The organism is Enterococcus italicus DSM 15952 (assembly GCF_000185365.1).
Taxonomy (GTDB): Bacteria; Bacillota; Bacilli; order Lactobacillales; family Enterococcaceae; genus Enterococcus_G; species Enterococcus_G italicus.
On the sequence record NZ_GL622241.1, the window covers coordinates 1,744,161 to 1,766,193 of the forward strand.

At 38.8% G+C, this 22,033-nt stretch carries 24 protein-coding genes and 1 pseudogene; 10 read left to right on the forward strand and 15 right to left on the reverse strand.

Going from position 1 to position 22,033, the window contains the following annotated elements:
• Window positions 1-76 precede the first annotated feature (76 nt).
• The 3 genes from HMPREF9088_RS08145 to HMPREF9088_RS11700 all read right to left on the reverse strand — a co-directional run bounded on the left by HMPREF9088_RS08145 (window position 77) and on the right by HMPREF9088_RS11700 (window position 2,643).
• A complete protein-coding gene (locus HMPREF9088_RS08145) occupies window positions 77-1,477 on the reverse strand; it encodes an MFS transporter (RefSeq protein WP_007208724.1) in 1,401 nt (466 codons plus the stop codon).
• 255 nt (window positions 1,478-1,732) lie between these two features.
• On the reverse strand, window positions 1,733-2,251 hold the full coding sequence (locus HMPREF9088_RS08150) for an HdeD family acid-resistance protein (RefSeq protein ID WP_007208725.1): 519 nt from the start codon (window positions 2,249-2,251) through the stop codon (window positions 1,733-1,735).
• 221 nt (window positions 2,252-2,472) lie between these two features.
• The gene (locus HMPREF9088_RS11700; RefSeq protein ID WP_007208726.1) at window positions 2,473-2,643 is read right to left on the reverse strand and encodes a hypothetical protein; all 171 of its coding nucleotides are present in this window, start codon (window positions 2,641-2,643) and stop codon (window positions 2,473-2,475) included.
• Window positions 2,644-2,820: 177 nt separating this feature from the next.
• On the opposite strand from HMPREF9088_RS11700, the gene HMPREF9088_RS11705 reads away from it, so the two are divergent.
• The 3 genes and pseudogenes from HMPREF9088_RS11705 (at window position 2,821) to HMPREF9088_RS08160 (ending at window position 4,532) form a co-directional block, all read left to right on the forward strand.
• A complete protein-coding gene (locus HMPREF9088_RS11705) occupies window positions 2,821-2,982 on the forward strand; it encodes a helix-turn-helix domain-containing protein (protein ID WP_007208727.1) in 162 nt (53 codons plus the stop codon).
• Between the two features lie 20 nt (window positions 2,983-3,002).
• Complete coding sequence (locus tag HMPREF9088_RS08155; protein ID WP_071859062.1) at window positions 3,003-3,335, forward strand: hypothetical protein; 333 nt, start codon at window positions 3,003-3,005, stop codon at window positions 3,333-3,335.
• Window positions 3,336-3,381: 46 nt separating this feature from the next.
• Window positions 3,382-4,532, forward strand: a pseudogene (locus tag HMPREF9088_RS08160) (tyrosine-type recombinase/integrase).
• A gap of 80 nt (window positions 4,533-4,612) precedes the next feature.
• Here HMPREF9088_RS08160 and HMPREF9088_RS08165 read toward each other — a convergent pair.
• The 6 genes from HMPREF9088_RS08165 to HMPREF9088_RS08190 form a co-directional block, all read right to left on the reverse strand.
• On the reverse strand, window positions 4,613-4,921 hold the full coding sequence (locus tag HMPREF9088_RS08165; protein ID WP_007208732.1) for a DUF1292 domain-containing protein: 309 nt from the start codon (window positions 4,919-4,921) through the stop codon (window positions 4,613-4,615).
• 17 nt (window positions 4,922-4,938) lie between these two features.
• Window positions 4,939-5,376, reverse strand: a complete 438-nt coding sequence (ruvX, locus tag HMPREF9088_RS08170; protein ID WP_007208733.1) for a Holliday junction resolvase RuvX — start codon at window positions 5,374-5,376, stop codon at window positions 4,939-4,941.
• Window positions 5,376-5,642 carry an IreB family regulatory phosphoprotein gene (locus HMPREF9088_RS08175; RefSeq protein ID WP_007208734.1) on the reverse strand — a complete coding sequence of 89 codons (267 nt, stop codon included), beginning with the start codon at window positions 5,640-5,642 and terminating at the stop codon, window positions 5,376-5,378. Before HMPREF9088_RS08175 ends, ruvX begins: the two co-directional genes overlap by 1 nt.
• 118 nt (window positions 5,643-5,760) lie before the next feature.
• Window positions 5,761-6,591 carry a TIGR03943 family putative permease subunit gene (locus HMPREF9088_RS08180; protein WP_007208735.1) on the reverse strand — a complete coding sequence of 277 codons (831 nt, stop codon included), beginning with the start codon at window positions 6,589-6,591 and terminating at the stop codon, window positions 5,761-5,763.
• Window positions 6,592-6,594: 3 nt separating this feature from the next.
• Window positions 6,595-7,521, reverse strand: a complete 927-nt coding sequence (locus tag HMPREF9088_RS08185) for a permease (RefSeq protein ID WP_007208736.1) — start codon at window positions 7,519-7,521, stop codon at window positions 6,595-6,597.
• 153 nt (window positions 7,522-7,674) lie between these two features.
• Window positions 7,675-8,331, reverse strand: a complete 657-nt coding sequence (locus HMPREF9088_RS08190; RefSeq protein ID WP_007208737.1) for a redox-sensing transcriptional repressor Rex — start codon at window positions 8,329-8,331, stop codon at window positions 7,675-7,677.
• A 222-nt stretch (window positions 8,332-8,553) separates the two neighbouring features.
• On the opposite strand from HMPREF9088_RS08190, the gene HMPREF9088_RS08195 reads away from it, so the two are divergent.
• Window positions 8,554-10,491: an ABC-F family ATP-binding cassette domain-containing protein gene (locus HMPREF9088_RS08195; RefSeq protein WP_007208738.1), complete on the forward strand. Its 1,938-nt coding sequence runs from the start codon at window positions 8,554-8,556 to the stop codon at window positions 10,489-10,491.
• A 62-nt stretch (window positions 10,492-10,553) separates the two neighbouring features.
• Window positions 10,554-11,939 (forward strand): MATE family efflux transporter, encoded by a 1,386-nt coding sequence (locus tag HMPREF9088_RS08200; RefSeq protein WP_007208739.1) that lies wholly within the window; start codon window positions 10,554-10,556, stop codon window positions 11,937-11,939.
• 157 nt (window positions 11,940-12,096) lie between these two features.
• On the opposite strand, the gene HMPREF9088_RS12695 is transcribed toward HMPREF9088_RS08200, so the two are convergent.
• The 5 genes from HMPREF9088_RS12695 to HMPREF9088_RS08225 form a co-directional block, all read right to left on the reverse strand.
• The gene (locus tag HMPREF9088_RS12695; protein WP_169309448.1) at window positions 12,097-12,204 is read right to left on the reverse strand and encodes an IS3 family transposase; all 108 of its coding nucleotides are present in this window, start codon (window positions 12,202-12,204) and stop codon (window positions 12,097-12,099) included.
• A 919-nt stretch (window positions 12,205-13,123) separates the two neighbouring features.
• Complete coding sequence (locus HMPREF9088_RS08210) at window positions 13,124-14,197, reverse strand: ABC transporter substrate-binding protein (protein ID WP_007208741.1); 1,074 nt, start codon at window positions 14,195-14,197, stop codon at window positions 13,124-13,126.
• Window positions 14,194-15,027, reverse strand: a complete 834-nt coding sequence (locus HMPREF9088_RS08215; protein ID WP_007208742.1) for an ABC transporter permease — start codon at window positions 15,025-15,027, stop codon at window positions 14,194-14,196. Before HMPREF9088_RS08215 ends, HMPREF9088_RS08210 begins: the two co-directional genes overlap by 4 nt.
• Complete coding sequence (locus HMPREF9088_RS08220) at window positions 15,024-15,833, reverse strand: ABC transporter permease (RefSeq protein WP_007208743.1); 810 nt, start codon at window positions 15,831-15,833, stop codon at window positions 15,024-15,026. The genes HMPREF9088_RS08215 and HMPREF9088_RS08220 overlap by 4 nt, the downstream gene beginning before the upstream one ends.
• Before the next feature lie 15 nt (window positions 15,834-15,848).
• Window positions 15,849-16,934 (reverse strand): ABC transporter ATP-binding protein, encoded by a 1,086-nt coding sequence (locus HMPREF9088_RS08225; RefSeq protein WP_040366858.1) that lies wholly within the window; start codon window positions 16,932-16,934, stop codon window positions 15,849-15,851.
• Between the two features lie 261 nt (window positions 16,935-17,195).
• On the opposite strand from HMPREF9088_RS08225, the gene HMPREF9088_RS08230 reads away from it, so the two are divergent.
• Genes HMPREF9088_RS08230 through HMPREF9088_RS08245 form a run of 4 tightly spaced genes read left to right on the forward strand, consistent with a single transcriptional unit; the run spans window position 17,196 to window position 20,154 of the window.
• Complete coding sequence (locus tag HMPREF9088_RS08230; RefSeq protein WP_007208745.1) at window positions 17,196-18,191, forward strand: YhdH/YhfP family quinone oxidoreductase; 996 nt, start codon at window positions 17,196-17,198, stop codon at window positions 18,189-18,191.
• The gene (gene coaB, locus HMPREF9088_RS08235; RefSeq protein WP_007208746.1) at window positions 18,188-18,934 is read left to right on the forward strand and encodes a phosphopantothenate--cysteine ligase; all 747 of its coding nucleotides are present in this window, start codon (window positions 18,188-18,190) and stop codon (window positions 18,932-18,934) included. The genes HMPREF9088_RS08230 and coaB overlap by 4 nt, the downstream gene beginning before the upstream one ends.
• Window positions 18,935-18,945: 11 nt before the next feature.
• Window positions 18,946-19,497, forward strand: a complete 552-nt coding sequence (gene coaC, locus HMPREF9088_RS08240; protein ID WP_007208747.1) for a phosphopantothenoylcysteine decarboxylase — start codon at window positions 18,946-18,948, stop codon at window positions 19,495-19,497.
• Window positions 19,498-19,515: 18 nt separating this feature from the next.
• Window positions 19,516-20,154 (forward strand): ECF transporter S component, encoded by a 639-nt coding sequence (locus HMPREF9088_RS08245; RefSeq protein ID WP_007208748.1) that lies wholly within the window; start codon window positions 19,516-19,518, stop codon window positions 20,152-20,154.
• Window positions 20,155-20,209: 55 nt separating this feature from the next.
• Here the strand turns inward: HMPREF9088_RS08245 and murB are convergent, their stop codons facing one another.
• Window positions 20,210-21,115: a UDP-N-acetylmuramate dehydrogenase gene (gene murB / locus HMPREF9088_RS08250; protein WP_040366860.1), complete on the reverse strand. Its 906-nt coding sequence runs from the start codon at window positions 21,113-21,115 to the stop codon at window positions 20,210-20,212.
• A 156-nt stretch (window positions 21,116-21,271) separates the two neighbouring features.
• Between murB and HMPREF9088_RS08255 the strand changes: the two genes are divergently transcribed.
• Window positions 21,272-22,030, forward strand: coding sequence for an exodeoxyribonuclease III (locus HMPREF9088_RS08255; protein WP_007208750.1), 759 nt, complete (start codon window positions 21,272-21,274; stop codon window positions 22,028-22,030).
• Window positions 22,031-22,033: the final 3 nt, after the last annotated feature.

Genomic DNA, 22,033 nt, shown 5'->3' on the forward strand with positions numbered 1-22,033 from the left:
GGATGTGCTGTTTTTTTTTGCGTCTAACCGAGCTTTTATTCAGATTTAACAGCACAATATTAGTTATGTACCGTGTCTATTTTTTGGATTTTTTTGCCGAAAAAAGTGTCAACAAAAAGGCAATTGTACAAAGGATAGCAGAAAAACCAAATGCCAAGTGCATGCCTTGAAAGAAGTAACTTGGATTGGCTGTTAGACTTGTTACGGCCTTGCCATTCATTTGAGTAATCGATACTGTTAATATCAATGTTGATAATGCGACACCTAATACCATACCTAAATTCCTAGCCAAGGCGTTCAGTGCGCCTGCAATTCCTAAAAACTTTGTATCTACTGCATTCATTATGACTGTATTGTTTGGCGCTTGAAAAAATGAATTTCCAATCGAAGACAATACAATAGACGGAATAATAATCGTTAGAGGTGTATCTAATTGCCAAAGAAAATAACTAGCTTGTCCTAGTGTTAATAAAAATAGCCCGAGAATTGTTAGCTTTCTTTTATCATAACGATCGGCTAAATAACCCGCGATTGGCGCCAAAATAACTTGCACAATTGGAAAAACCATCATAATCAGACCAGCATCACTCGCTGTGTATCCTTTAATATCTTGCAAATAAAATCGCATAATCATCGTGTAAAAAAAGGCGGAAATAAACACTAAAAAAGCACTGAGCAAACTCTCCGAAAAAATTTTATTCGAAAAGAGTGACAACTGTAGCAAAGGTTTCTCTATTCGTTTTTCCCAATGTAGGAAAAAATAACAGCTACCTAAAAACAACCCAGTCAAAATAATGACAGGCCATTGGAAAATATTGCCACTTTGGATAAATTGAATGCTTGCATACATAGACAAAATCGTTAGTGCAAGTAAAATAAAACCAAGGTAGTCGATTGTTCCTTTGCCCACTCTTTTTTGGACAGGTAAAATTCGATGGCCCAACAAAATACCGAATATACCAATTGGTACATTTACTAGAAAAATCGAGTTCCATGAAAACTGAGCCAATAATAACCCACCTAAACCAGGACCAGTAATCGCACCCAGCGAAACAAAAGCTCCCACCATTCCAAGTGCACGCCCCCGCTGATTCGGAGCAAACGTCTCAGTGATGATGCCATTACTGTTACTCATGGTCATACCTGATCCTGCCGCTTGGATAATCCGGGAAACAACAAGCATTGGTAAACTATTGCTAAATCCACATAAAGCCGAACCAATAATAAAAATAATGCCACCGATTTTAAAAATTTTTGCCTTTCCAAAGGTGTCACCTAGCTTACCGTAAAGTAACAAGCTACAACAAATGACTAATAAATAGCTAGAAACAATCCATTCACTATGAGTCAACGTAATTTCTAACTCTTTACTAATTGTCGGTAATGCAATATTTACGATACTTGAGTCCAACACGGACATAAATGTAAACAAACAGACCGTCACTAAAATCCATAACTGTTTTTTTGTGTTTTCCAAAAATCATTCTCCTCATATTGCTTCTCAAAATGAAAAAGCTAAATCCAAGTATACTTGAAGTTAGCTTTTTTCATTTTTTTTTATTCTTCTTCAGTCATGAATGACGTTTTAATTTCAACGAATTACGAAGCCTATTATAATAACAATAATTTAATGATTATCAGTAACTTTACATCATACAAACTCATATTTAATTAATGATATGTGGGTCACTGTGTGGGTCAATAAATATCATTGCGCTTGGGGAGCATTTTTTTAAAATGCAAATGCGATTAAAGAAATACCAATCATCATTAAATAAAAACCTACTAAAAAGGCTAAAGTAAATGCTGAAACGATAGGATTAAAGAATAGCATAACTCCCAAAATAATTCCGATAATATTTAAAATGACTACAAACCAGTAATAACCTTTACTAGCACTTTTGAAAATATCTGCTTCTGCCAAATTGATAACAGAATCTACAATAAACCAAATTGCAAAAATAAATGGTAACGTTAGCAATCCAATTTCTACGTTAAAGAACAAGAAAATACCAATGATTAAATCAAGAATACCTAGCACGATTAATAAAGTTGATTTTTGATTTGTAAATTCATGTAATTTACGTCTGAAAAACAGTTCAAAAACCCCTTTAATAATAGCAAGTATTGCGAACAAATAAACGATTGCTACCAAACTACCTGTTACATCTTGAAACGCAAATAAAGAAACCAATACAAACAATACTCCCATTAAAAAATAAGGCCAATTAAAACTACTTCTTTTTTCCATTTTAAATCATCCTTTCTATGTTTGAAATAATTATATCGCTTATTAAAAAATAATGAAAATAATAACATAAAAAAAAGCCGCTCTCTATTAAAAGAAAGCGACTTTATTTGTATTTAAAATGCTAGATTGATTTCTGAATCTTGCCCCATTGCTTGAGAAATATCGTCTACTAATGCCGAAAATTGTTGATACTTAGACGAATGTTGAACGTAGCCGATTGTTTAGCATCTTCCAAATTTAAGGTGTGTATTGCGTAACTGCTCGGCGTTTTTCTGCATCGTCTTAGATTGATTTTCAAAGGCTGCAATTCCTTTACTAAATTGTTCTTCATCACTAGCGATATACAACCCAAACGGCTTTTCTCTTGATGCAACAATAGGGACTTGCTTCAAGTCTCGCTCGTTTAGATAGCCACCCTTTGCATTTAAGCTTACAGATCGTGTAGGGCTTTCCTACAAGTCTCTCGGTTATCTTATTCAATTATTGAATCCTATCGGTGTCACATAGTTTTAAAAAAAAACTTTAATCGACAACTATCGGCGTCATTTTTTTTAGAAAGGGGTGAATTGATGTCAATTGGAGAAAATTTGAAAGTTCTAAGAAAGAAAGCAAAGAAAAATCAAACTAAATTTGCGAAAGATATTGGAATTTCCAGAACATATTTAAGCGATTTAGAGCACAATAGAAAGTCTCTTAGCATAGATACAATAGAAAAGATCGCAAAAAATTAAACGTTCCTGTAACTGATTTATTGTATTCTGGAAAATCATTAGATGCCATGTTTTCAAATTCATTAGATAATATGAAAAAAAATGCGAGCAATGATGAAATAAAAAAATCTATTATCAGTTTCCAAAATATTGTACAAAAGGAAAAAGATAACAAAGAATTCTTTGATTTATTTTCAAAACTATTTTCCGATACAGATAGGTTTACTGAGTTTGATTTTTTAGATTGGAAAATTTCGAATATGCAATCACAAGAAGAAATTGAAGAAGAAATTCAAAAGCGTTTTGAAGCATACAAAAATACGTTTGAAAAATTATCTTCTTATCAATTAGAAAATATTTTAAAAGAACTATAAGATTAACCCCCCACTTGCCCCCACGCATAGTACGGAGGGAAAAATAATGGCAACATTTAAAAAATATAATAGAAAAGATGGCACTGAAGCATGGCAGTTTCAAGCCTATCTCGGTGTAAATTCTGCTACTGGTAAGCCTGTAAAGACTACTAGGCGCAATTTTAAGACAAAAAAAGAAGCCCAACCTGCGCTGCTAAGGCTTCAAGTGGACTTCGAGAACAACGAATTGCAAAAGGATTCTAAACAGACTTTTAAAGAAGTCTTTGAGTTGTGGCTTGAAACTTATCAAACGACTGTGAAAGAAGTAACGTTCATTAAAACAAAAATCAAGTTTGATAAGTGGATATTGCCAAAATATGGCCACATGAGAATAAAAGAAATTGACGTTTCCACCGCTCAAAAAAATTGTCAATCACTGGGCAAAGACTACCGATTAGTATAGAGTGCTTCACTCTAGCGCTAGTCGTGTATTCAAGTATGCTATTAACCTAGGTATCATAGACCGTAACCCACTAGAGTATGTTCTAATGCCTAAACGTATCAAAGAAGCGCCACGAACTGAAAAAATCAAGGTATATACTAAGCAAGAATTAAAAGAGTTATTCCACTACTTAGACAATACCAAACCAAGCTACAATAACGATTTTAACAATATTCTGTTTCGTTTCTTGATTTATAGCGGCTGCCGTATCAGTGAAGCTCTAGCGCTTAATTGGTCGGATATTGATTTCAATAATCAAACGGTCACAATCAACAAGACACTAAGCCAAACGAAAAACGGTTATAAGGTATCTACCACTAAGACCGCTGCAAGTAATGCTACTTTGATTCTAGACGCTACAACAATCAATAAATTAAAGAAATGGCAAATAAACCAAAGAAAATATATGCTGACTTTGGGCATTACTGAACCAACTACAATTTTTTGTGGTATTTACAAACAGACTATAAACCACCATGCCAATATATGCACGTTTAATCACAATCACAAAAGAAGCTAATGTGCCATTCTTAGGAGTACATTCCACAAGACACACACACGCTTCTCTTTTACTGGATAGCGGTGCAACAATGAAAGAAGTCCAAGAACGTTTACGGCATACAAAAATTTCTCAAACGCTAGATGTATATGGTCACTTAGCTAAAGAAACCAAAGAAAAAACGGTTGAGAAACTCGTAAAACATTTGAATTTTTAACTGATGGCATTCAATATGGCATTCAATAAGCAAATAAAAAAGGAGAAACCTTTTTGTATCAAGGTTTCTCCTACTTATTTCTATTCTGCTTCTTCTTCAGCCATGAACGTATTGAATACTTCTTCAATCATATCCCATTCTTGATCCGTTTCGATTTGTTGCAAGTCACCTTCCATACCGTCTTCTTTTTCAACGTAGGCATAGGCTAATAATTCTACATCCTCTTCTTCCGGCACACCTGCTGGATAAAGTAGGACGTAATTCCGACCAAATTCTTCTTGTCCATCAATCGTTAACAAGATTTCGTATAATGTTTCGTTGCCCTCGTCGTCAACTAGTGTAATGTGCTCATGTCCTTCGTGGTCATGATCATGTGTATGTTCTGTCATTTCGTTTCCCTCGTTTCTTATAATTCAAAGATTTTTTTGCCGCTACCATCCAGAAAATTTTGAAGTATCATCACTGCAGCTAGTTTATCGATGACTTTCTTTCGTTTTGCTCTGGATGCATTCGCTTGTTCAATTAGCATCCGCTCAGCTTGCACTGTCGTCAAACGCTCATCTTGATACGAAACAGGCAGACCAAATAGTTGTTCCAACTTTTCACCATAAGACATGGATGCTTCTGCTCTAGGGCCAATGGTATTATTCATATTTTTTGGTAAACCTACAACAAAATGACCAATCTCATATTGATCAGCTAGTTCCTTCACGCGATCAAATCCAAAATTATCTTCGTCTTCATTGATCTTGATGATTTCGATTCCTTGCGCTGTCCACCCCATCGGATCGCTGACTGCAATCCCAACAGTACGTGAACCCACATCTAATCCCATAATTCTCATTATAAATCGACTCCGTGATTCTTTAAATAATCTCGAATGAGAACTTCTAATAACTCATCTCGTTCATATCTGCGAATCAAATTACGAGCATCTTGATAACGAGGAATGTAGGCAGGGTCGCCAGAGAGCAAATACCCTACGATTTGATTAATCGGATTGTATCCTTTTTCCTCTAACGCACGATAGACAACTGCTAATGTCTCACTCACTTCTCTTTTTCGATTATCGTCAAAATCAAAGCGAACTGTTTTATCTGTAAACCCCATGGTACAACACCTCTTTCATAAAAAAATCCGTTTCCTACTTACCTATTGTACTAAACATTTTTGCAAACTACAATTATATCTGGTTCAAACTAATAGAAAAATAATATTTTACTTGATTCTAGAACGAACGATAGACATATTCATTCTTTGGCGTCGCAATCTTGGTTATTTTTGATACATTTACAGTCGGCAAGTCGCGTTGCAAGTGTTCATAATAATCCAATTCAATCGTTCCTTCAACTTGAATCCATTCGTTGTCTTTAACCGTCGTTCCTTGTGGTAATATAATCCGCAGACCAAATACCCCAGAGTCTGCCACACAATGAATAATCCCAAAGCGAAACAGAAACGTACCTTGATTCTTTGGGGCATTAAAGATAAATCCTTCGTAGTGGATCTTGCGCCCAGTAAATTCACTCGGGTAGTTATAAATGAGCTCCATCACTTCTAGATAATTCTCATCCGTGACCGCTACTGTACCGGTCGAGCCATATTTTTCTTTTAATTTGTCCATTTGTTTTTGATAATCTTCTTTGTTGAAGTAAATACTTGTATTCGGTTGCAAATATTGTGTATTCATTTCGGGATCACCGACTGACTCTTTGCTTATCGGAAACTGAAAACCTTTTGCTTGAACGATGGTTGTATCCAAACTGACGGTAGGGAATAAAAAGCCCACCATTAACGGAATGCTGAGTAAACAATAGGCACCTATCTTTTGTTTTCGACTCATCACATGCGTATGATTGTGAAGATGCGGATGGCGATGCTCTTTGGGATCATTGGTTACCCAAACATACAATTGAACCAATGCGAGGATAAAGGAAAGCACCATAGAAAGTATTGCTAAATACTGGTAATGGGTATTAATGAATTGATCTAATTTGCCAGTTAATTGCAAATACATCATTAGCTGACTATACCCTAACAAAATAAAAAACCGAATCATTGTCTACACCACCCATGCAAAAATCGTAACCAAACTTGCGATCACTAACACCAACTGAACGATAAATTTGCCACCAAAATATCGTTTCATCATCAACAAATTTTTAATATCTACCATTGGACCAAAAACCAAAAATGCAACAACTGGTGCCACACCAAACAAACTCAACAGACTCGCGCCAATAAAAGCATCTGCTTCTGAACACAACGACATCACAACAGCTAATACTAACATTACACCAATTGCTAATAATTTAGTGGAGCCTAATGTAAGCATAACACTTGTCGGTAGGTACACCTGCAATGACGATGCGATTAACGCTCCAATTATCAAGTAGCGGCCTGTATCGAAAAATTCATCTAAGCTATGCTCTAGAAATTGAATGATTTTTTTACCTACACTTGTCTTCTTTTCGTTAGGCAGCGTGCAATCCTCATGGTGATGCCTATGCTTTTCTCTTTGCTCGTTGTGATGCGGTTCTTCTTTTAAAGGTGTCCCCTCATATAGATACGCTAACCAAAGCCCAACAACTAACGAGACAAAAATACTGCCGCCAACTCGTAAAAACACAAAGCGCCACGAATCACTGAATGCAATAAAGGTCGAAAAGACAACAATTGGATTGATGATTGGTGCCGTCAACATAAATGGAAAAGCGGTATATATGGGGACATCTTTTTTGACAAACTGATTGACAATCGGCACGATGCCACACTCACAAGATGGGAAAAAGACACCCATAAAAGAGCCTAGTAAAATCGCTAAAAAGCGATTTTTTGGTACATATTTTTTGACCACTTCGGGACTTAAAAATTCGTGGAGTAGGCCTGAAATCAGGCAACCTACTAAAACAAACGGCAATGCCTCGATGACCACAGACAAAAAAATCATACTCATTTGCGACAATGAGTTTGGGATTGATTGAAACATAAAACGGCTCCTTCATAAAAAATATCTCATAGGAATCTTACGTCTCACTAGAAAAAGAAACTAGTTATTTTATCAAAACTTTGGAAATAGTTAAGATTTAAAAAAACTGATCCTAAAGCGCTACTATGCAACACTTTAGGCTCAGTCTATCCATTAGTCTTCAGTTGTTTCATCAAAGGAAGGTTCGTTTGAATGTAGAAAATAAATCAGTGTTTGTAATTCATTGGTTAAGTCTACATTTTGGATTAGCACGCCTTCTGGAGCTGTGATACGCGCTGGCGTAAAGTTCAAAATCCCCTTAATCCCTGCGTCCACTAGAGTATTCACGACATCTTGAGATTTTTGCGCAGGAACAGTCAAAATCGCAATATCAATTTGTTGGATTTCGATTTGCTCTTTCATGTCGCTCATTGGGTAAACCGGTATACCATCGACAATTCTACCAACAATATCATCATTCACATCAAACGCAGCACTCACACGGATACTATTGCTTTGATGAAATTTGTATTTCAATAAGGCACTTCCCAAATTCCCAACCCCTACTAAGGCAACGTTGGTCATTTGATCGTCATTTAATGTTTTCGCAAAAAACTGCATCAAGTCTTGGACATCATAACCATATCCGCGCTTTCCTAACTCACCAAAGTAAGAAAAATCCCGACGAATCGTTGCGCTGTCAACTTGCACTGCTTCACTTAATTCAGTAGAAGACACTTTTTTCTTTCCTGCATTATTCAATATCCGTAAGTAACGGTAATACAAAGGCAAGCGTTTCGCTGTCGCCTTTGGAATTTGATTGTCTTTCAATTAAAACCCTCCATTTGTGAAAACTTCACTAGTACAAAATCCATCATACAAAATTCATCTTAAAAAGGCAATTTGATTGCTCAGAAACTTGCAACTTTCTAAAGAATGTTCGTCTCTCAAGTCGCGCTAATCTAGAAAATATGATAGACTAGTTTTGCGATAAATCCCTTTATTGTAGGGAAGGCTATCTGATTAGACAATATTAATTAAAGTGGGGATCATATGATTTTATTACAAGTAGCGCAAATTGCTCGTCTCTTTGGCGCAGATGTATTGTTTCAAAATATACAAATGGAAATTGACAGCCACGCGCGGATAGGCTTAGTAGGCAGAAATGGCGCGGGAAAATCGACCTTGCTGAAAATCATCGCTGGTCTTGAAGAACCTGATCGAGGAACAATTTCAAAAAACAAACAAGCCACCCTTAGCTATTTGGCGCAAGATACTGGCTTGATTTCTGATAAGACGGTCTGGGAAGAGATGCTAGACGCCTTCTCTTCTGTTCGTAAAATGGAAGCTCGCATGCGCGAAGTCGAACTAGCCATTAGTCAAATATCACCCAGCGACTCGAACTACGCTCGGCTATTAAAAGAATACGATCAGCTACAACATGAATTTGCTGAAAAAAATGGGTATGGCTACGAAAATGAGATTCGGTCCGTCCTCCATGGCTTTCAATTTGATGCATCCTTTTATGACAAAGCCATTGCAACGTTGTCCGGTGGTCAAAAAACTAGATTAGCTTTAGCAAAATTACTCCTACAAAAACCAGATATCTTGATTCTTGATGAACCGACCAATCACTTAGACATCCCGACCTTGTCTTGGCTAGAGTCGTATCTGCAAGGATATAGTGGCGCCCTTTTGATTGTCTCGCATGACCGCTATTTTCTAGATAAAGTGGTCAATGAAGTCTATGAAATCAGTCGTCACAAAATGCGTCACTATAAGGGAAATTATAGCCGCTATTTAACGATGAAAGCCGAACAACTGACTAGCGAGATGAAGGCATATGAAAAGCAACAAGACCAAATAGCCAAACTTGAAGATTTCGTCGCACGTAATCTCGTACGTGCCTCTACTACTAAACGGGCCCAAAGCCGTCGCAAACAATTAGAAAAAATGGATCGCCTAGACCGTCCTCAAGGCGATGAAAAATCTGCTCATTTTTTATTTGCTATCGAAAAGCCCTCTGGTAATATCGTCTTACAAGTCGAAGATGGCGCCATTGGCTACGATGCCCAGCATGTATTGGCGGAGCCCATTCAACTTGATATCCGTAAAACGGAAGCTGTCGCACTAGTCGGACCAAACGGAATTGGGAAATCAACTCTTCTGAAATCCATTATCCATCAGTTGCCGTTCATCAGAGGAAAAGAACAACTAGGGACCAATGTAACGATTGGCTACTATGATCAAGGACAAGCAGACTTGCATTCTAATAAGACTATCTTGCAAGAACTATGGGACGAACATCCAACCACACCAGAAGTAGAAATTCGTAATGTCTTAGGCGGATTCTTATTTTCTGGTCAAGATGTAGAAAAAACAATTCCTCTACTAAGTGGTGGTGAGAAAGCTCGGGTCGCCTTGGCGAAGCTAGCGATGAACCAAGAGAATTTTTTAATTTTGGATGAACCGACCAATCACCTAGATATCGATAACAAAGAAGTCCTCGAAAATGCCTTGATTGATTATGAGGGTACACTATTATTTGTTTCCCATGACCGATACTTCATTAATCGGGTCGCGACCAAAGTCGTGGAGCTTTCTGAAAATGGGACCAGAGTGTATCTAGGAGACTATGATTACTACTTAGAAAAGAAACAAGAAGAACGAGAATTGCAGGCTTTGTTGCAAGACGAGCAAGAAGAAGAGGTCAATCCTTCAGCAGGCAAGCAGTCGTTTCAATTGTCAAAAGAGCAGCAAAAACAACTTCGCCAAGCGCGCCGCAAAGTAGAGCAAATTGAAAACCAATTAGCAAAATTAGAGGATGACATCGCCAATTACCAGACTCAAATGGCCGATCCAGACATCCTCGATGATCATGTGCAGCTCCAAAAGCTAAATCAGCAATTAGAAGAAGCCCAAGAAGCACAAATGACCCTGCTAGAGGAATGGGAACAAGAGAGTCTGATATTAGAATCATTAGAAGAATAATCAAAACAATAGACTTGATAACAACTTGTTGACTGGTCTATTCTCTTGAGAACGGAGTAATTATGAAGCGATTCATTGGAACCAAACAGTTTTACCGCACCTTATTAACTATCGCCATTCCCGTGATGATTCAAAATGCCATCACGAACTTTGTCGGTTTATTAGATAATTTGATGGTCGGACAATTAGGAACAGCTGAAATGTCGGGCGTAGCCATCGTCAATCAGCTCATTTTCGTCTTTAATTTAAGTATTTTTGGCATAGTCTCTGCCGGTAGTATCTTCGGTACACAATTTTATGGCAAGCGTGATTATCACGGAATGCGCGATGCCTTTCGCTTTAAAGTAATCGGCAATGCCATAATTTGCCTCATTGCTATGCTAGGCCTGTATACGTTTCGAGACTTTTTTATTTCTTTATACTTACACGGTAGCCCACGTTCACAGGAACTAGCCGTGGCACTAAAATCAGCCGAAGAATTTTTATTGATTCTCCTATTTAGCTTGCCATTTTTTGCCTGTTCACAAGCCTATGCTAGCTCCTTACGTGAGATGGGCAAGACGACAGTACCGATGTTTGCCAGTAGCATCGCTGTTGTAACCAATACCTTATTGAACTTTTTATTGATTTTCGGCTTGATGGGCTTTCCACGATTGGGTGTAGTAGGAGCGGGTATTTCCACATTAATTGCACGAATCATTGAATGTGCCATCACTGTCTTTTGGGTACACAAGCATGCAGCAACGACTCCATTTGTTCTCCATGCCTATCGTGAGTTTCACATTCCAAAGCAATTAATCAAAAATATTTTAAAAAAAGGATCGCCTCTGATGGCCAATGAAATTCTTTGGGCAATCGGACAAACACTTATCATGCAAGCTTACTCTGTGCGTGGTCTTTCCGTCATCGCATCCTTAAATATTTCATCAACTGTTTCAAATTTATTTAATATTGTTTATGTTGCATTAGGCAGCGCAGTGGCTGTAATGGTCGGGCAATTACTTGGAGCCAATCAAGCTGAGCAAGCCAAAGATACTGCTCGCAAGCTACTATTCTTTTCAGTTGTGAGCTGCCTAGTTATCGGCTTACTGATGTTTGTCATTGCCCCCTTCTTTCCAGAAATTTATCATACGGACCAGACCGTCAAGCGCTTAGCTAGCCAATTTATCGCCATCGCCGCACTGTGCATGCCGATGTACGCATTTAATCATGCAAGTTACTTTATACTTCGCTCTGGCGGCCAAACTTTTTTGACCTTTTTATTCGATAGTGTCTTTACTTGCTTCATCGTGCTCCCACTAGCCGTCCTTTTAAGTACTCATACTGCACTGTCCATTGTCCTAGTCTATCTCTTCTGCCAACTGGTAGAACTACTAAAAAGTGGCATTGGCTATCAGTTAATAAAATCAGGCAAGTGGATTCAAACAATTGTCCATGAAAATAATTAACGTATGACTAACAATGCATTCTTATAAAAAACTAGCACACTTCATGATAATGAACCGCTCCGGGCAAGTAGTTAGGAAAAAATTGTTAGAATTTCACTCGAACTGGCCTTGCGAGGAGAGAAAGTCCCTCTCTCCTCTTACAGGTTAATAAAAAGACTTAAGCGACTGCCTTGCTTCTGATTTCCATCGGAGTGAGTCCGTCGTGTTTTATTGTGATTCGTGTGTGATTGTAGAAGTGAATATAGTCTTCCACGGCTGTGACCAAAGCTTCTCTAGTCAGTTATTCAGGTAGTAACGCTCTATTTTTAAAGTGCCCCAGAAGCTTTCGATTGGCTGGTTATCTAGACATTTCGAAACTCGTGACATACTTGCGATAAATTTGTACGTATCTCTCAATACTTTGTAGGGCAAAATTTTATTGCATTACTTAAATGAAAGTATTTGCATTTTATAAAAAAAGAATAAAACGAAGAAAAGTGAACGCGATCACAAGTAATGCAAGGACTTTGCTGGAAAAAACCTATGTTAGAATTCATAAAAAAATCTCAATATGTAACTCCTATTTTTTCGACTCAAAGCTTTGGAACGTTTAATAAACAAGTAATGAGAAAATCTCATAGTATAAATAAGTGGAAAAAACGCACAAGAAATTGGCAAGGTAAAAAAAATTCGAATAAATTCGGTATTTTTAGGACAAAGTATACAAGAATTAGAAAAAATTATAGACTTTTGCTATGAAAATAATGTTGAAAAATATTCTTTAGCATATAAATACGATACCAATGCTGATTGGAATACTTTATTAATATTTAGTGCAACAATGGAGGGAATTTAGGTTTGACATTTGTCAATTGATGCAATCTAATTCAGTAACAACAATATCCTCTTCACGAATATACTTCAGCGTATCTTGCAATTGTAGACGTTCCATGGACTTCAGCACTTATTTAGCAGTAAAAACCTTAAAAATACCCTCTGATGCTTTCAGCTGTCTATCTATATTTGTATCTTTACTGATAACAATTGCACAACTTAGTTGGCATTCGATGAACACTAATATAATACTACATACCAAAAGCGGCTAAAGAGCCGCTTTTGGTATGTTATTGGAAAACTCAAGATAAAAAGGATGCTTTTTTCTTACTAGGTAGTTGATAAATTCGCACTCTTCCTGAGTTTTATAGCTATTTTCTGTACATCTTCAATTCTAAAAATAAATCATTGTAAATACCTAGATATTTTGAACCTAGGTCACGATAGACTTCCATTTTAGCCATCATTTCTTTGGTAGGATAGAATTGCTTATCTTCAACAACTTCTTTGGGCATTAATTTCATAGCCGCTTCATTTGGTGTTGAATAGCCAATGTACTCTGCATTTTGTGCCGCATTTTTTGGCTCTAACATGAAATTAATAAACGCATAAGCGCCCTCTTGATTTTTGGATGTTTTTGGAATCACAATATTGTCTGACCAAAGATTGGTGCCTTCTTTTGGAATCACGTAATGAAGATGACTATTTTCATACATCATATCCGCTGCTTCACCAGAAAATGTGACCGCGACTGCACTCTCTTCATTTTCCATATACATTTTGATTTCATCTGCCACAATGGCTTTCACGTTTGGAGTGAGTGTCCGAAGTTTGGCGACTGCTTGATTTAATTGGTCCATATTTTTACTATTGACCGAATAACCTAAACTATTAAGCCCCAACCCAATAATTTCGCGTGCACCATCAATTAACATGATATTGTCTTTTAATTCTGGACGCCACAAGTCATTCCATGAAGTCATATCTTCGGCATTCACAAATTTGTCATTGTAGACAATACCTAGAGTTCCCCAAAAATAGGGAATCGAGTATTGATTACCTGGATCAAAATCTAAATTTAAGAAGGAATCACCAATATTCGATAACCCTTTGATTTTACTATGGTCTAGGGGAATCAACAAGTTAGCTTTGATCATTTTTTGAATCATGTATTCACTCGGAATGGCTATATCATACGCCGTTCCGCCTTGTTGAATCTTTGTATACATGGCTTCATTGGAATCAAATGTTTCATAGTTTACTTTATAACCTGATTCTTTTTCAAACTTTTTAATTAAAGCTGGATCAATATAGTCGCCCCAGTTGTAAATATTGACGACTTTCGCACCCGCCATACCTGTCGACTTTTCTAATTGGTGTGCACCAAACATCAGGACAAGGATGACGCATACAATTCCGATAATAAGTGAAGTAATTTTTTTCATCGTAAAGGAGCCACCTCCACATCACGTTTGCGTGAGCGTTTGGACGTGTCATCTTTACTAATGAAGTAATAGCCGACAACAAGAACCATCGAAAATAAGAAGACTAACGTGCTTAATGCATTGATTTCCAAACTGATTCCTTGGCGGGCCCGTGAATAGATTTCGACTGAGAGTGTTGAGAAGCCATTACCGGTAACAAAAAATGTCACAGCAAAGTCATCTAATGAATACGTAAAAGCCATAAAATAGCCGGCGATAATACCCGGTGACAAAAATGGCAAAACAATATTTTTAATGACTTGTAAATTATTCGCTCCTAAATCTCTTGCCGCATCAATCATCGAGTCATTCATTTCTTGTAGTTTTGGCATCACCATTAATACCACGATTGGAATACTAAAAGCGATATGCGAAAGCAAGACGCTAAAGAACCCAAGACTAAAACCACGAATCACCGCGCCTACCATCGTAAAGAAAATCAAGAAACTCGCACCGATAATAACATCTGGTGAGACTAATAAGATATTGTTTAGCCCTAAAAGAAGTGCTCGACTTTTTCGCTTGGGCGTATAGTAAATGGCCATCGCCCCGAACGTGCCAATCAAAGTGGCCAATAAAGAAGAAAGAAATGCCAACATAAATGTATCCAAGACAATAATCAATAAGCGCGTATCCTCAAAGACAGACAAATAATTGTCCCAGGTAAAGCCTGTAAAGCGATTCATTGTTCCACCATCATTAAAAGAATAAAAAATCAAATAAAAGATAGGTGCATACAATAATGCAAAGACGAGCACGAGATACACATACGACCATTTTATTTTTTTCATTTTCTTACTCCTCCTTTGCGAGATTCACCCGTAAAGAACATTACGATAAACATCGCAATGATTAGCACCACGCCAATGGTTGAACCCATGCCCCAGTTTTGAGTGACTAAGAAATGTTGCTCAATCGCAGTACCTAGTGTAATCACGCGATTTCCACCAATCAAACGAGTCAGCATAAATAGTGAAAGCGAAGGAATAAACACCGCTTGCACACCGCTTTTCACACCGTTCAATGACAGTGGAAAAACAACGCGTCGAAATGTTTCAAATGAATTGGCACCCAAATCACGACTGGCGCTAATCAATGAAGGATTTAACTCCTCCAATGCATTAAAGATTGGCATGATCATAAACGGCAACTCGATATACGTAGCAACGACTAAAAAACTAAAATCGGTAAACAATATTTGCTTTGGCCCAATGCCAAAGATGCTTAAGAAATTATTGACGCTGCCATGAATGCCAAAAATACCGATAAAGGCATAGGCTTTTAACAACAGATTGACCCAGGTTGGTAAAATAATTAGCAATAGCCACAAATTTTTATGCTTTAGCTTCGATAAAAAATAGGCAGTTGGGTAGCTAATAGCCAGTGTAATCATCGTAATCAAAAACGCATACCAGACAGAATTAACTGTCATGGTCAGGTATTTTCCTGAAGCAAAATACGTGGCATAGTTGGTCAAGGATACTTGACCGGCCATATTAAAGAATGACTGATAGACAATCAACAAGACTGGGGCAATCACAAACAAAAGTAACCAAACAAAATACGGGACGGCATACACGCGACGAATTTTTTTCATTTCTTTCCCCCCGCCCTATTCTTCATAACTTTCAAGTCGTGCATCAAACTCTTCTTCCGACTCATTAAAACGCATAACATGAATGTCTTCTGGTTCGAAAGCTAGCCCAATTTGGCTACCTTCGACCGCTTTACGTGTCGAGTGAACCATCCATTCATTTTCTTGCTCATCGTAGCAAATGATTTCATAATGTACGCCTCTGAATAGCTGCGTATCCACTCTAACAACTAATTTTCCCTTATCAACTGTGGTTAAACTCAAGTCTTCCGGCCGAATAACTACTTCGACTGGTTCATTGGTCCGCATACCACCATCGACACATTCGAACCGCTTGCCGACAAATTCGACCACATTGTCTTCAATCATTGTCCCATTGACAATATTGGATTCTCCGACAAAGTCAGCAACAAAATGATTAATTGGTTCATCGTAAATATCCACTGGTGTCCCACTTTGAACGATCTTTCCTTTATTGATGACGAAAATCTCGTCGCTCATCGCTAACGCTTCTTCTTGATCGTGGGTCACAAAGATAAACGTAATACCTAGTCGTTGTTGTAATTCTCTTAACTCATATTGCATATCTGTACGGAGCTTTAAGTCTAATGCTGACAATGGTTCATCTAACAAAAGAACTTTCGGCTCGTTAATAATTGCGCGTGCAATGGCGACCCGCTGACGCTGCCCACCAGACATCTCGCTGATTTCTCGCGACTCATATCCTCCGAGTTGGACGAGACGAAGCGCCTGTTTCACCTTTTGCTCGATTTCTTTTTTGGGAACTTTTTTGATTTTGAGACCAAAAGCCACATTATCAAAGACATTCATATGTGGAAACAAAGCATAATCTTGAAAAACCGTATTTACTTGGCGTTGATTCGCAGGCACATCATTGATTCGCTTTCCTTCAAAGAAAACATCTCCTTCCGTTGCCTCAGAAAACCCGGCGATAATACGCAGAATCGTCGTTTTGCCACAACCTGACGGACCAAGAAGCGTATAAAACTTTCCTTCTTCTAGCTCGAAGCTAACTTTCTTTAGAACATCCTCGTCGTCGTAGCGTTTGACCACATCGTTAAACGAAATGATTGGTTTTCCCATTTTTTTCCTCCTTGTATACAGTGTATTATATGTCATTGCTTCAAAACGTAATTGAAGACATACCATATCGGTCTTTCTCGCTTTATTGTTCATGGCACAACATACTGTATAAGAATAGGGTTTTTTTGAAAAAAATACAAGCATATAATTGTAAGAATGAATGATTCAAAGAAATTCGATAGAAAATAAATAATCCGTTTTGAAAATATGTTATGATGTTCGTGATATCTATGATTGAAAGAAACAAGGAGGCTCATACTCATGACAACCTACCAAGCATTAGAAGTAACTCAGCAAGAAGCAAACGTATTCGCGACTGTCACAGATAGACAGCTGGCTGAACCCAAAGAAAATGAAGTCATCGTTAAAATCCATTATTCTTCCCTTAACTATAAAGATGCCTTGGCAACCAAACAAAACGGAGGCGTTATCCGTAACTATCCAATGGTGCCTGGCATTGATCTAGCCGGTGAAATTCTCGCGTCTCATGACCCGCAGTGGCCAATAGGAGAAAAAGTACTGGTGACTGGCTTTGGTCTAGGAGTGACACATCCTGGTGGCTATAGCCAAGCACAAGTTGTTCCTACCGACTGGCTCGTGCGACTACCTGATCGTCTTTCCTTAAAAGAAAGTATGCTCTTTGGCACCGCTGGCTTCACCGCAGCATTGGCCGTTTTGGCTGTTATTGATGACTCTGTCAAAAAAAATGCATCTATCTTCGTGACAGGAGCAACTGGGGGGGTTGCTAGTACCGCGATTGGTTTACTTGCATCACTAGGCTATCAATCCATTACCGCCATCACGCGCAAAAAAGAAACGGCTCAATGGCTCACTGTCTGTGGTGCAACAAGCATTTGTACCCCAGAAGAAGTCCTACCCGAAAAAAAACGCCCCCTTGCCAAGCAAACAATCGATGTGCTTATCGACACAGTCGGTGGCCCATTCGTCAGTGAGTTGCTACCGTCTCTTTCTTATGGCGGAAAAGCTGCTCTGTGTGGCAATGCTGGCGGTATTCAACTAGAAACAACTGTTTTACCATTTATCTTGCGTAGTGTTCAGCTGATTGGGATTGATTCTGTGGCAGTACCGATTGATAAAAGAGCAGCTATCTGGGACTTTTTAGCAGCACACAAAGAGCTACTCACAGCGATTCCACAGACGGAGATTGCTTTATCGGCTATCCCAGCCCAGGCTGATCTACTCCTTGCAGGGACGCACAGCGGTAGAACATTGATTTCTATCCAGGTGAAAAAATGAGAATCTTAGTCACACTGGGTGGTACAAGTGAAAAAATCGATGATGTGCGGTCGATTACCAATCATGCCACTGGTACATTAGGCACCTTGATTGCTTCTGCTTTTGAACAATCGGGTGCAACCGTCGATGTCATCGCATCCGCATCTGCCATTAAACCCAACGAATCAAGCAAGCTACACGTGACGACCATTCACGATACGTATGAACTTAGTCAAGCCCTTGAACGATGCATGAAAGAACACGTCTATGATGCGGTCATCCATAGCATGGCCGTCAGCGACTTTACGACGGAAACAGTCTACTCAGAGGAACAATTTTTGACACAGATGAATCAGTGGCATCTTGCCCATCCCAATCAAACATTAGACAAAGAGTCGTTGGCCACCTTCTTGGCTAATAAGCCTGAAGTAAATGAAACAAAGCTCTCGTCAAATACCAATCACTTAGTCTTATTTCTACAAAAAACACCGAAAGTGATTCAGATGATTAAGTCACTTCAACCCAAAACGTGTTTGGTTGGGTTCAAATTACTTGTTGATGTCTCAAAAGATGATCTGTTCGCCGTGGCAGAGGCAAGTCGTAAAAAAAGCCAAGCTGATTTTGTATTGGCCAATGACTTGACTTCGATTGCCGGTAATGACCATATTGGCTACTTGCTAAATGAACACGGTATCGTCGCACAGGCTGAAACCAAGCCAGCCATCGCACAAATGCTAGTCGATCAACTAAAACACATCAACTAAGGAGCAAAACTATGAGAAAAACGCGGATTTTACTCGGTGTCAGTGGCAGTATCTCAGCTTATAAGGCTGCTGACTTAACCAATGAATTAACCAAAATAGGCTATGATGTCGATGTCTTGATGACCCAAAATAGCCAAGCATTTATTACACCGCTAACGCTACAATCGTTATCCAAACGCGCAGTTCACACTGACGTAATGAGTGAGCAAAACCCAGCATTCATCAATCACATTGAACTGGCAAAGCAAGCAGATCTATTTGTCATTGCACCAGCGACAGCCAATATCATCGCCAAATTGGCAAATGGTATAGCCGATGACCTATTAACGACCATTGCCTTAGCATTAGAGCCATCGACCCCAAAACTAATCGCACCGGCGATGAATACGAAAATGTATCTCCACCCGTTGACGCAAAAAAATCTGCAACAACTTAAAGATATTGGCTACCAAGAAATTGAACCTCGCCAAGCATTATTGGCTTGTGGCGATTTTGGTCCAGGTGCTCTAGCAACTGTCGACACGATTATAAAAGAGATTGAAGCGGTCGTATCGACCCAATAAAAAAAGGAGGTGCCTTTCATGAAAAACAATACTCGTGTTTTTCGCTTAGTACTCACGGCATTTTTCTTGGCAATTTTGCTGTTGTTCTCATTTGTGCCGTTTTTAGGGTTTATTCCCTTAGGACCTATTAATGCAACGACCATGCACATTCCCGTCATTATCGCTTCCATCATCCTTGGCCCAAAGATTGGCGGGTTTTTAGGCGGATGTTTTGGTCTCATTAGTATGATTCGCTCCACCATTATTGTCACGCCAATGTCTTTTGTGTTTTCACCCTTTATCGCACCAATCGGAGCAGAACACGGCAGCCCACTTGCATTGCTAGTAGCATTTGTCCCTCGGATCTTGATCGGGATTGTTCCTTACTTTGTATTCCGTGGCTTGTCTCGCTTCTTAAAAGAAAAGTACCAGCCTGTCACCTTGTTTCTCGCAGGATTAATTGGTGGCCTGACCAATACCATCTTAGTCATGAATGCCATTTACTTTTTCTTCCAAAAAGAATATGCCTCAATAATCGGCAAAGCTGGTAATGCGGTCTATCTTGCCATTAATACGATTATTCTAACTCAAGGAATTCCTGAAGCCATCGTAGCAGGTATTGCCACTGCTACTGTCGCCTCAGTCTTATTAAAATTTACCAAACGAACTGGACTATAGTAAAAAAATCCATCAAAGAATTGGCAACTTCGCCTAGTTCTTTGATGGATTTCTTTTATTTTTTTTCTACGCCAATGATTCGGACTTCTGTTTCTAGCTGCACACCGTACTTCTCGTCAATGACTTGCTGAATATGTGCAATCAATTCAATGTAATCCGTCGCAGTCGCATGGTTAACGTTCACGATAAACCCAGCATGTTTCTCAGAGATTTGGGCACCACCCCAGATGAGACCTTGTAGACCAGCATCTTGAATCAATTTACCAGTAAAATAACCTTCTGGACGCTTAAAGACACTCCCACATGATGGGTATTCTAAAGGCTGCTTTGCTTCTCTTAGCTCAGTTAATTCTGCCATTTTCGCCTTCATTACGTCTTGATCACCAGGCTGTAATTGGAAGGTCGCTGATAGGACGATTCCTTTTCGTTCTTGCACAGCGCTATGGCGATAGGCAAAGGCCATCGCTTCATTCGTAAGCGTGACTACGGTTCCATCTGCTTGCAAAAATTCACATGAATAAAAGCAATCTTTGATCTCGCCCCCATAAGCACCCGCGTTCATATAGACTGCTCCACCGATGCTACCGGGAATACCACACGCAAATTCCAATCCCGATAGAGAGGCCGCCAATGCTTGACGACTCGTGTCGATTAATTTTGTGCCCGCTTCGACAGTTAAAAACTGTCCCTCAATCTGACAAGCCGTCAGATCTGTCAACATAATGACCACGCCACGGATACCACCATCTCTGACGATAAGGTTGCTCGCATTCCCCAATACCATCCAGTCAAGATGATGTTCCTTGCAATAACGAACAATATCTTGGACCTCTTTTGACGAAGATGGAAAGGCAAGCACATCGGCTGGTCCGCCAGTTTTTGTGTACGTATAATTCATTAATGGTTCATCTAGTAATAAGTTCATAGTCGGAAATTCATTTTTTATTTCAGTATTTAACATGCTTGGATGTCTCCTTTGGTTTTTCAATCTCATATATTTTAGCATGATTCATACCTACTGACCACTATCGAAAAGTATTTCCTAAGAATGAGGACTTTCCTTTGATTTTTTTCGAGCATTCAGTAGAATAAAAAGTGTAAATAAGGAGGCGTTACTTTGAAACTTATATCTTGGAATGTCAACGGCTTACGTGCTGTTATGAAAAAAAACTTTATGGATGTCTTCACGCAATTGGATGCAGATTTCTTTTGCTTACAAGAAACAAAACTACAAGCAGGTCAAATTGAAATGGATTTACCTGGCTATACTCAATATTGGAACTACGCAGTCAAAAAAGGCTACTCTGGTACAGCCATCTTTGCCAAAGAACCTGCTGATAACGTCTTTTATGGCATCGGTAAGGAAGAACATGACCAAGAAGGGCGCGTCATTACACTTGAATATCCGCAGTTTTATTTAGTCACCTGCTATACACCAAATTCACAAAACGAATTGAAACGCTTAGACTATCGAATGGAATGGGAGGATGATTTTGTCGCTTATCTCGATGAATTAAAAAAAGACCGCCCAGTGATTGTCTGCGGTGATTTAAATGTTGCCCATCAAGAAATTGACTTAAAAAATTGGAAAACCAATCAAAAGAATGCCGGCTTCACAAATGAAGAGCGCGCAAAATTCACAGCCTTACTCGACCATGGCTATACAGATACTTTCCGCCATTTTTACCCTGAGTTGACCGGTGCTTATTCTTGGTGGAGCTATCGCTTTAATGCACGTAAAAATAATGCTGGTTGGCGCATTGACTATTTTATCGTCTCTAATGACCTCACCTCTCACCTAACTTCTGCTTCGATACATGCGGATATTTTAGGCAGCGATCATTGTCCAGTAGAGTTACAAGTCACATTAGGGTGAGCA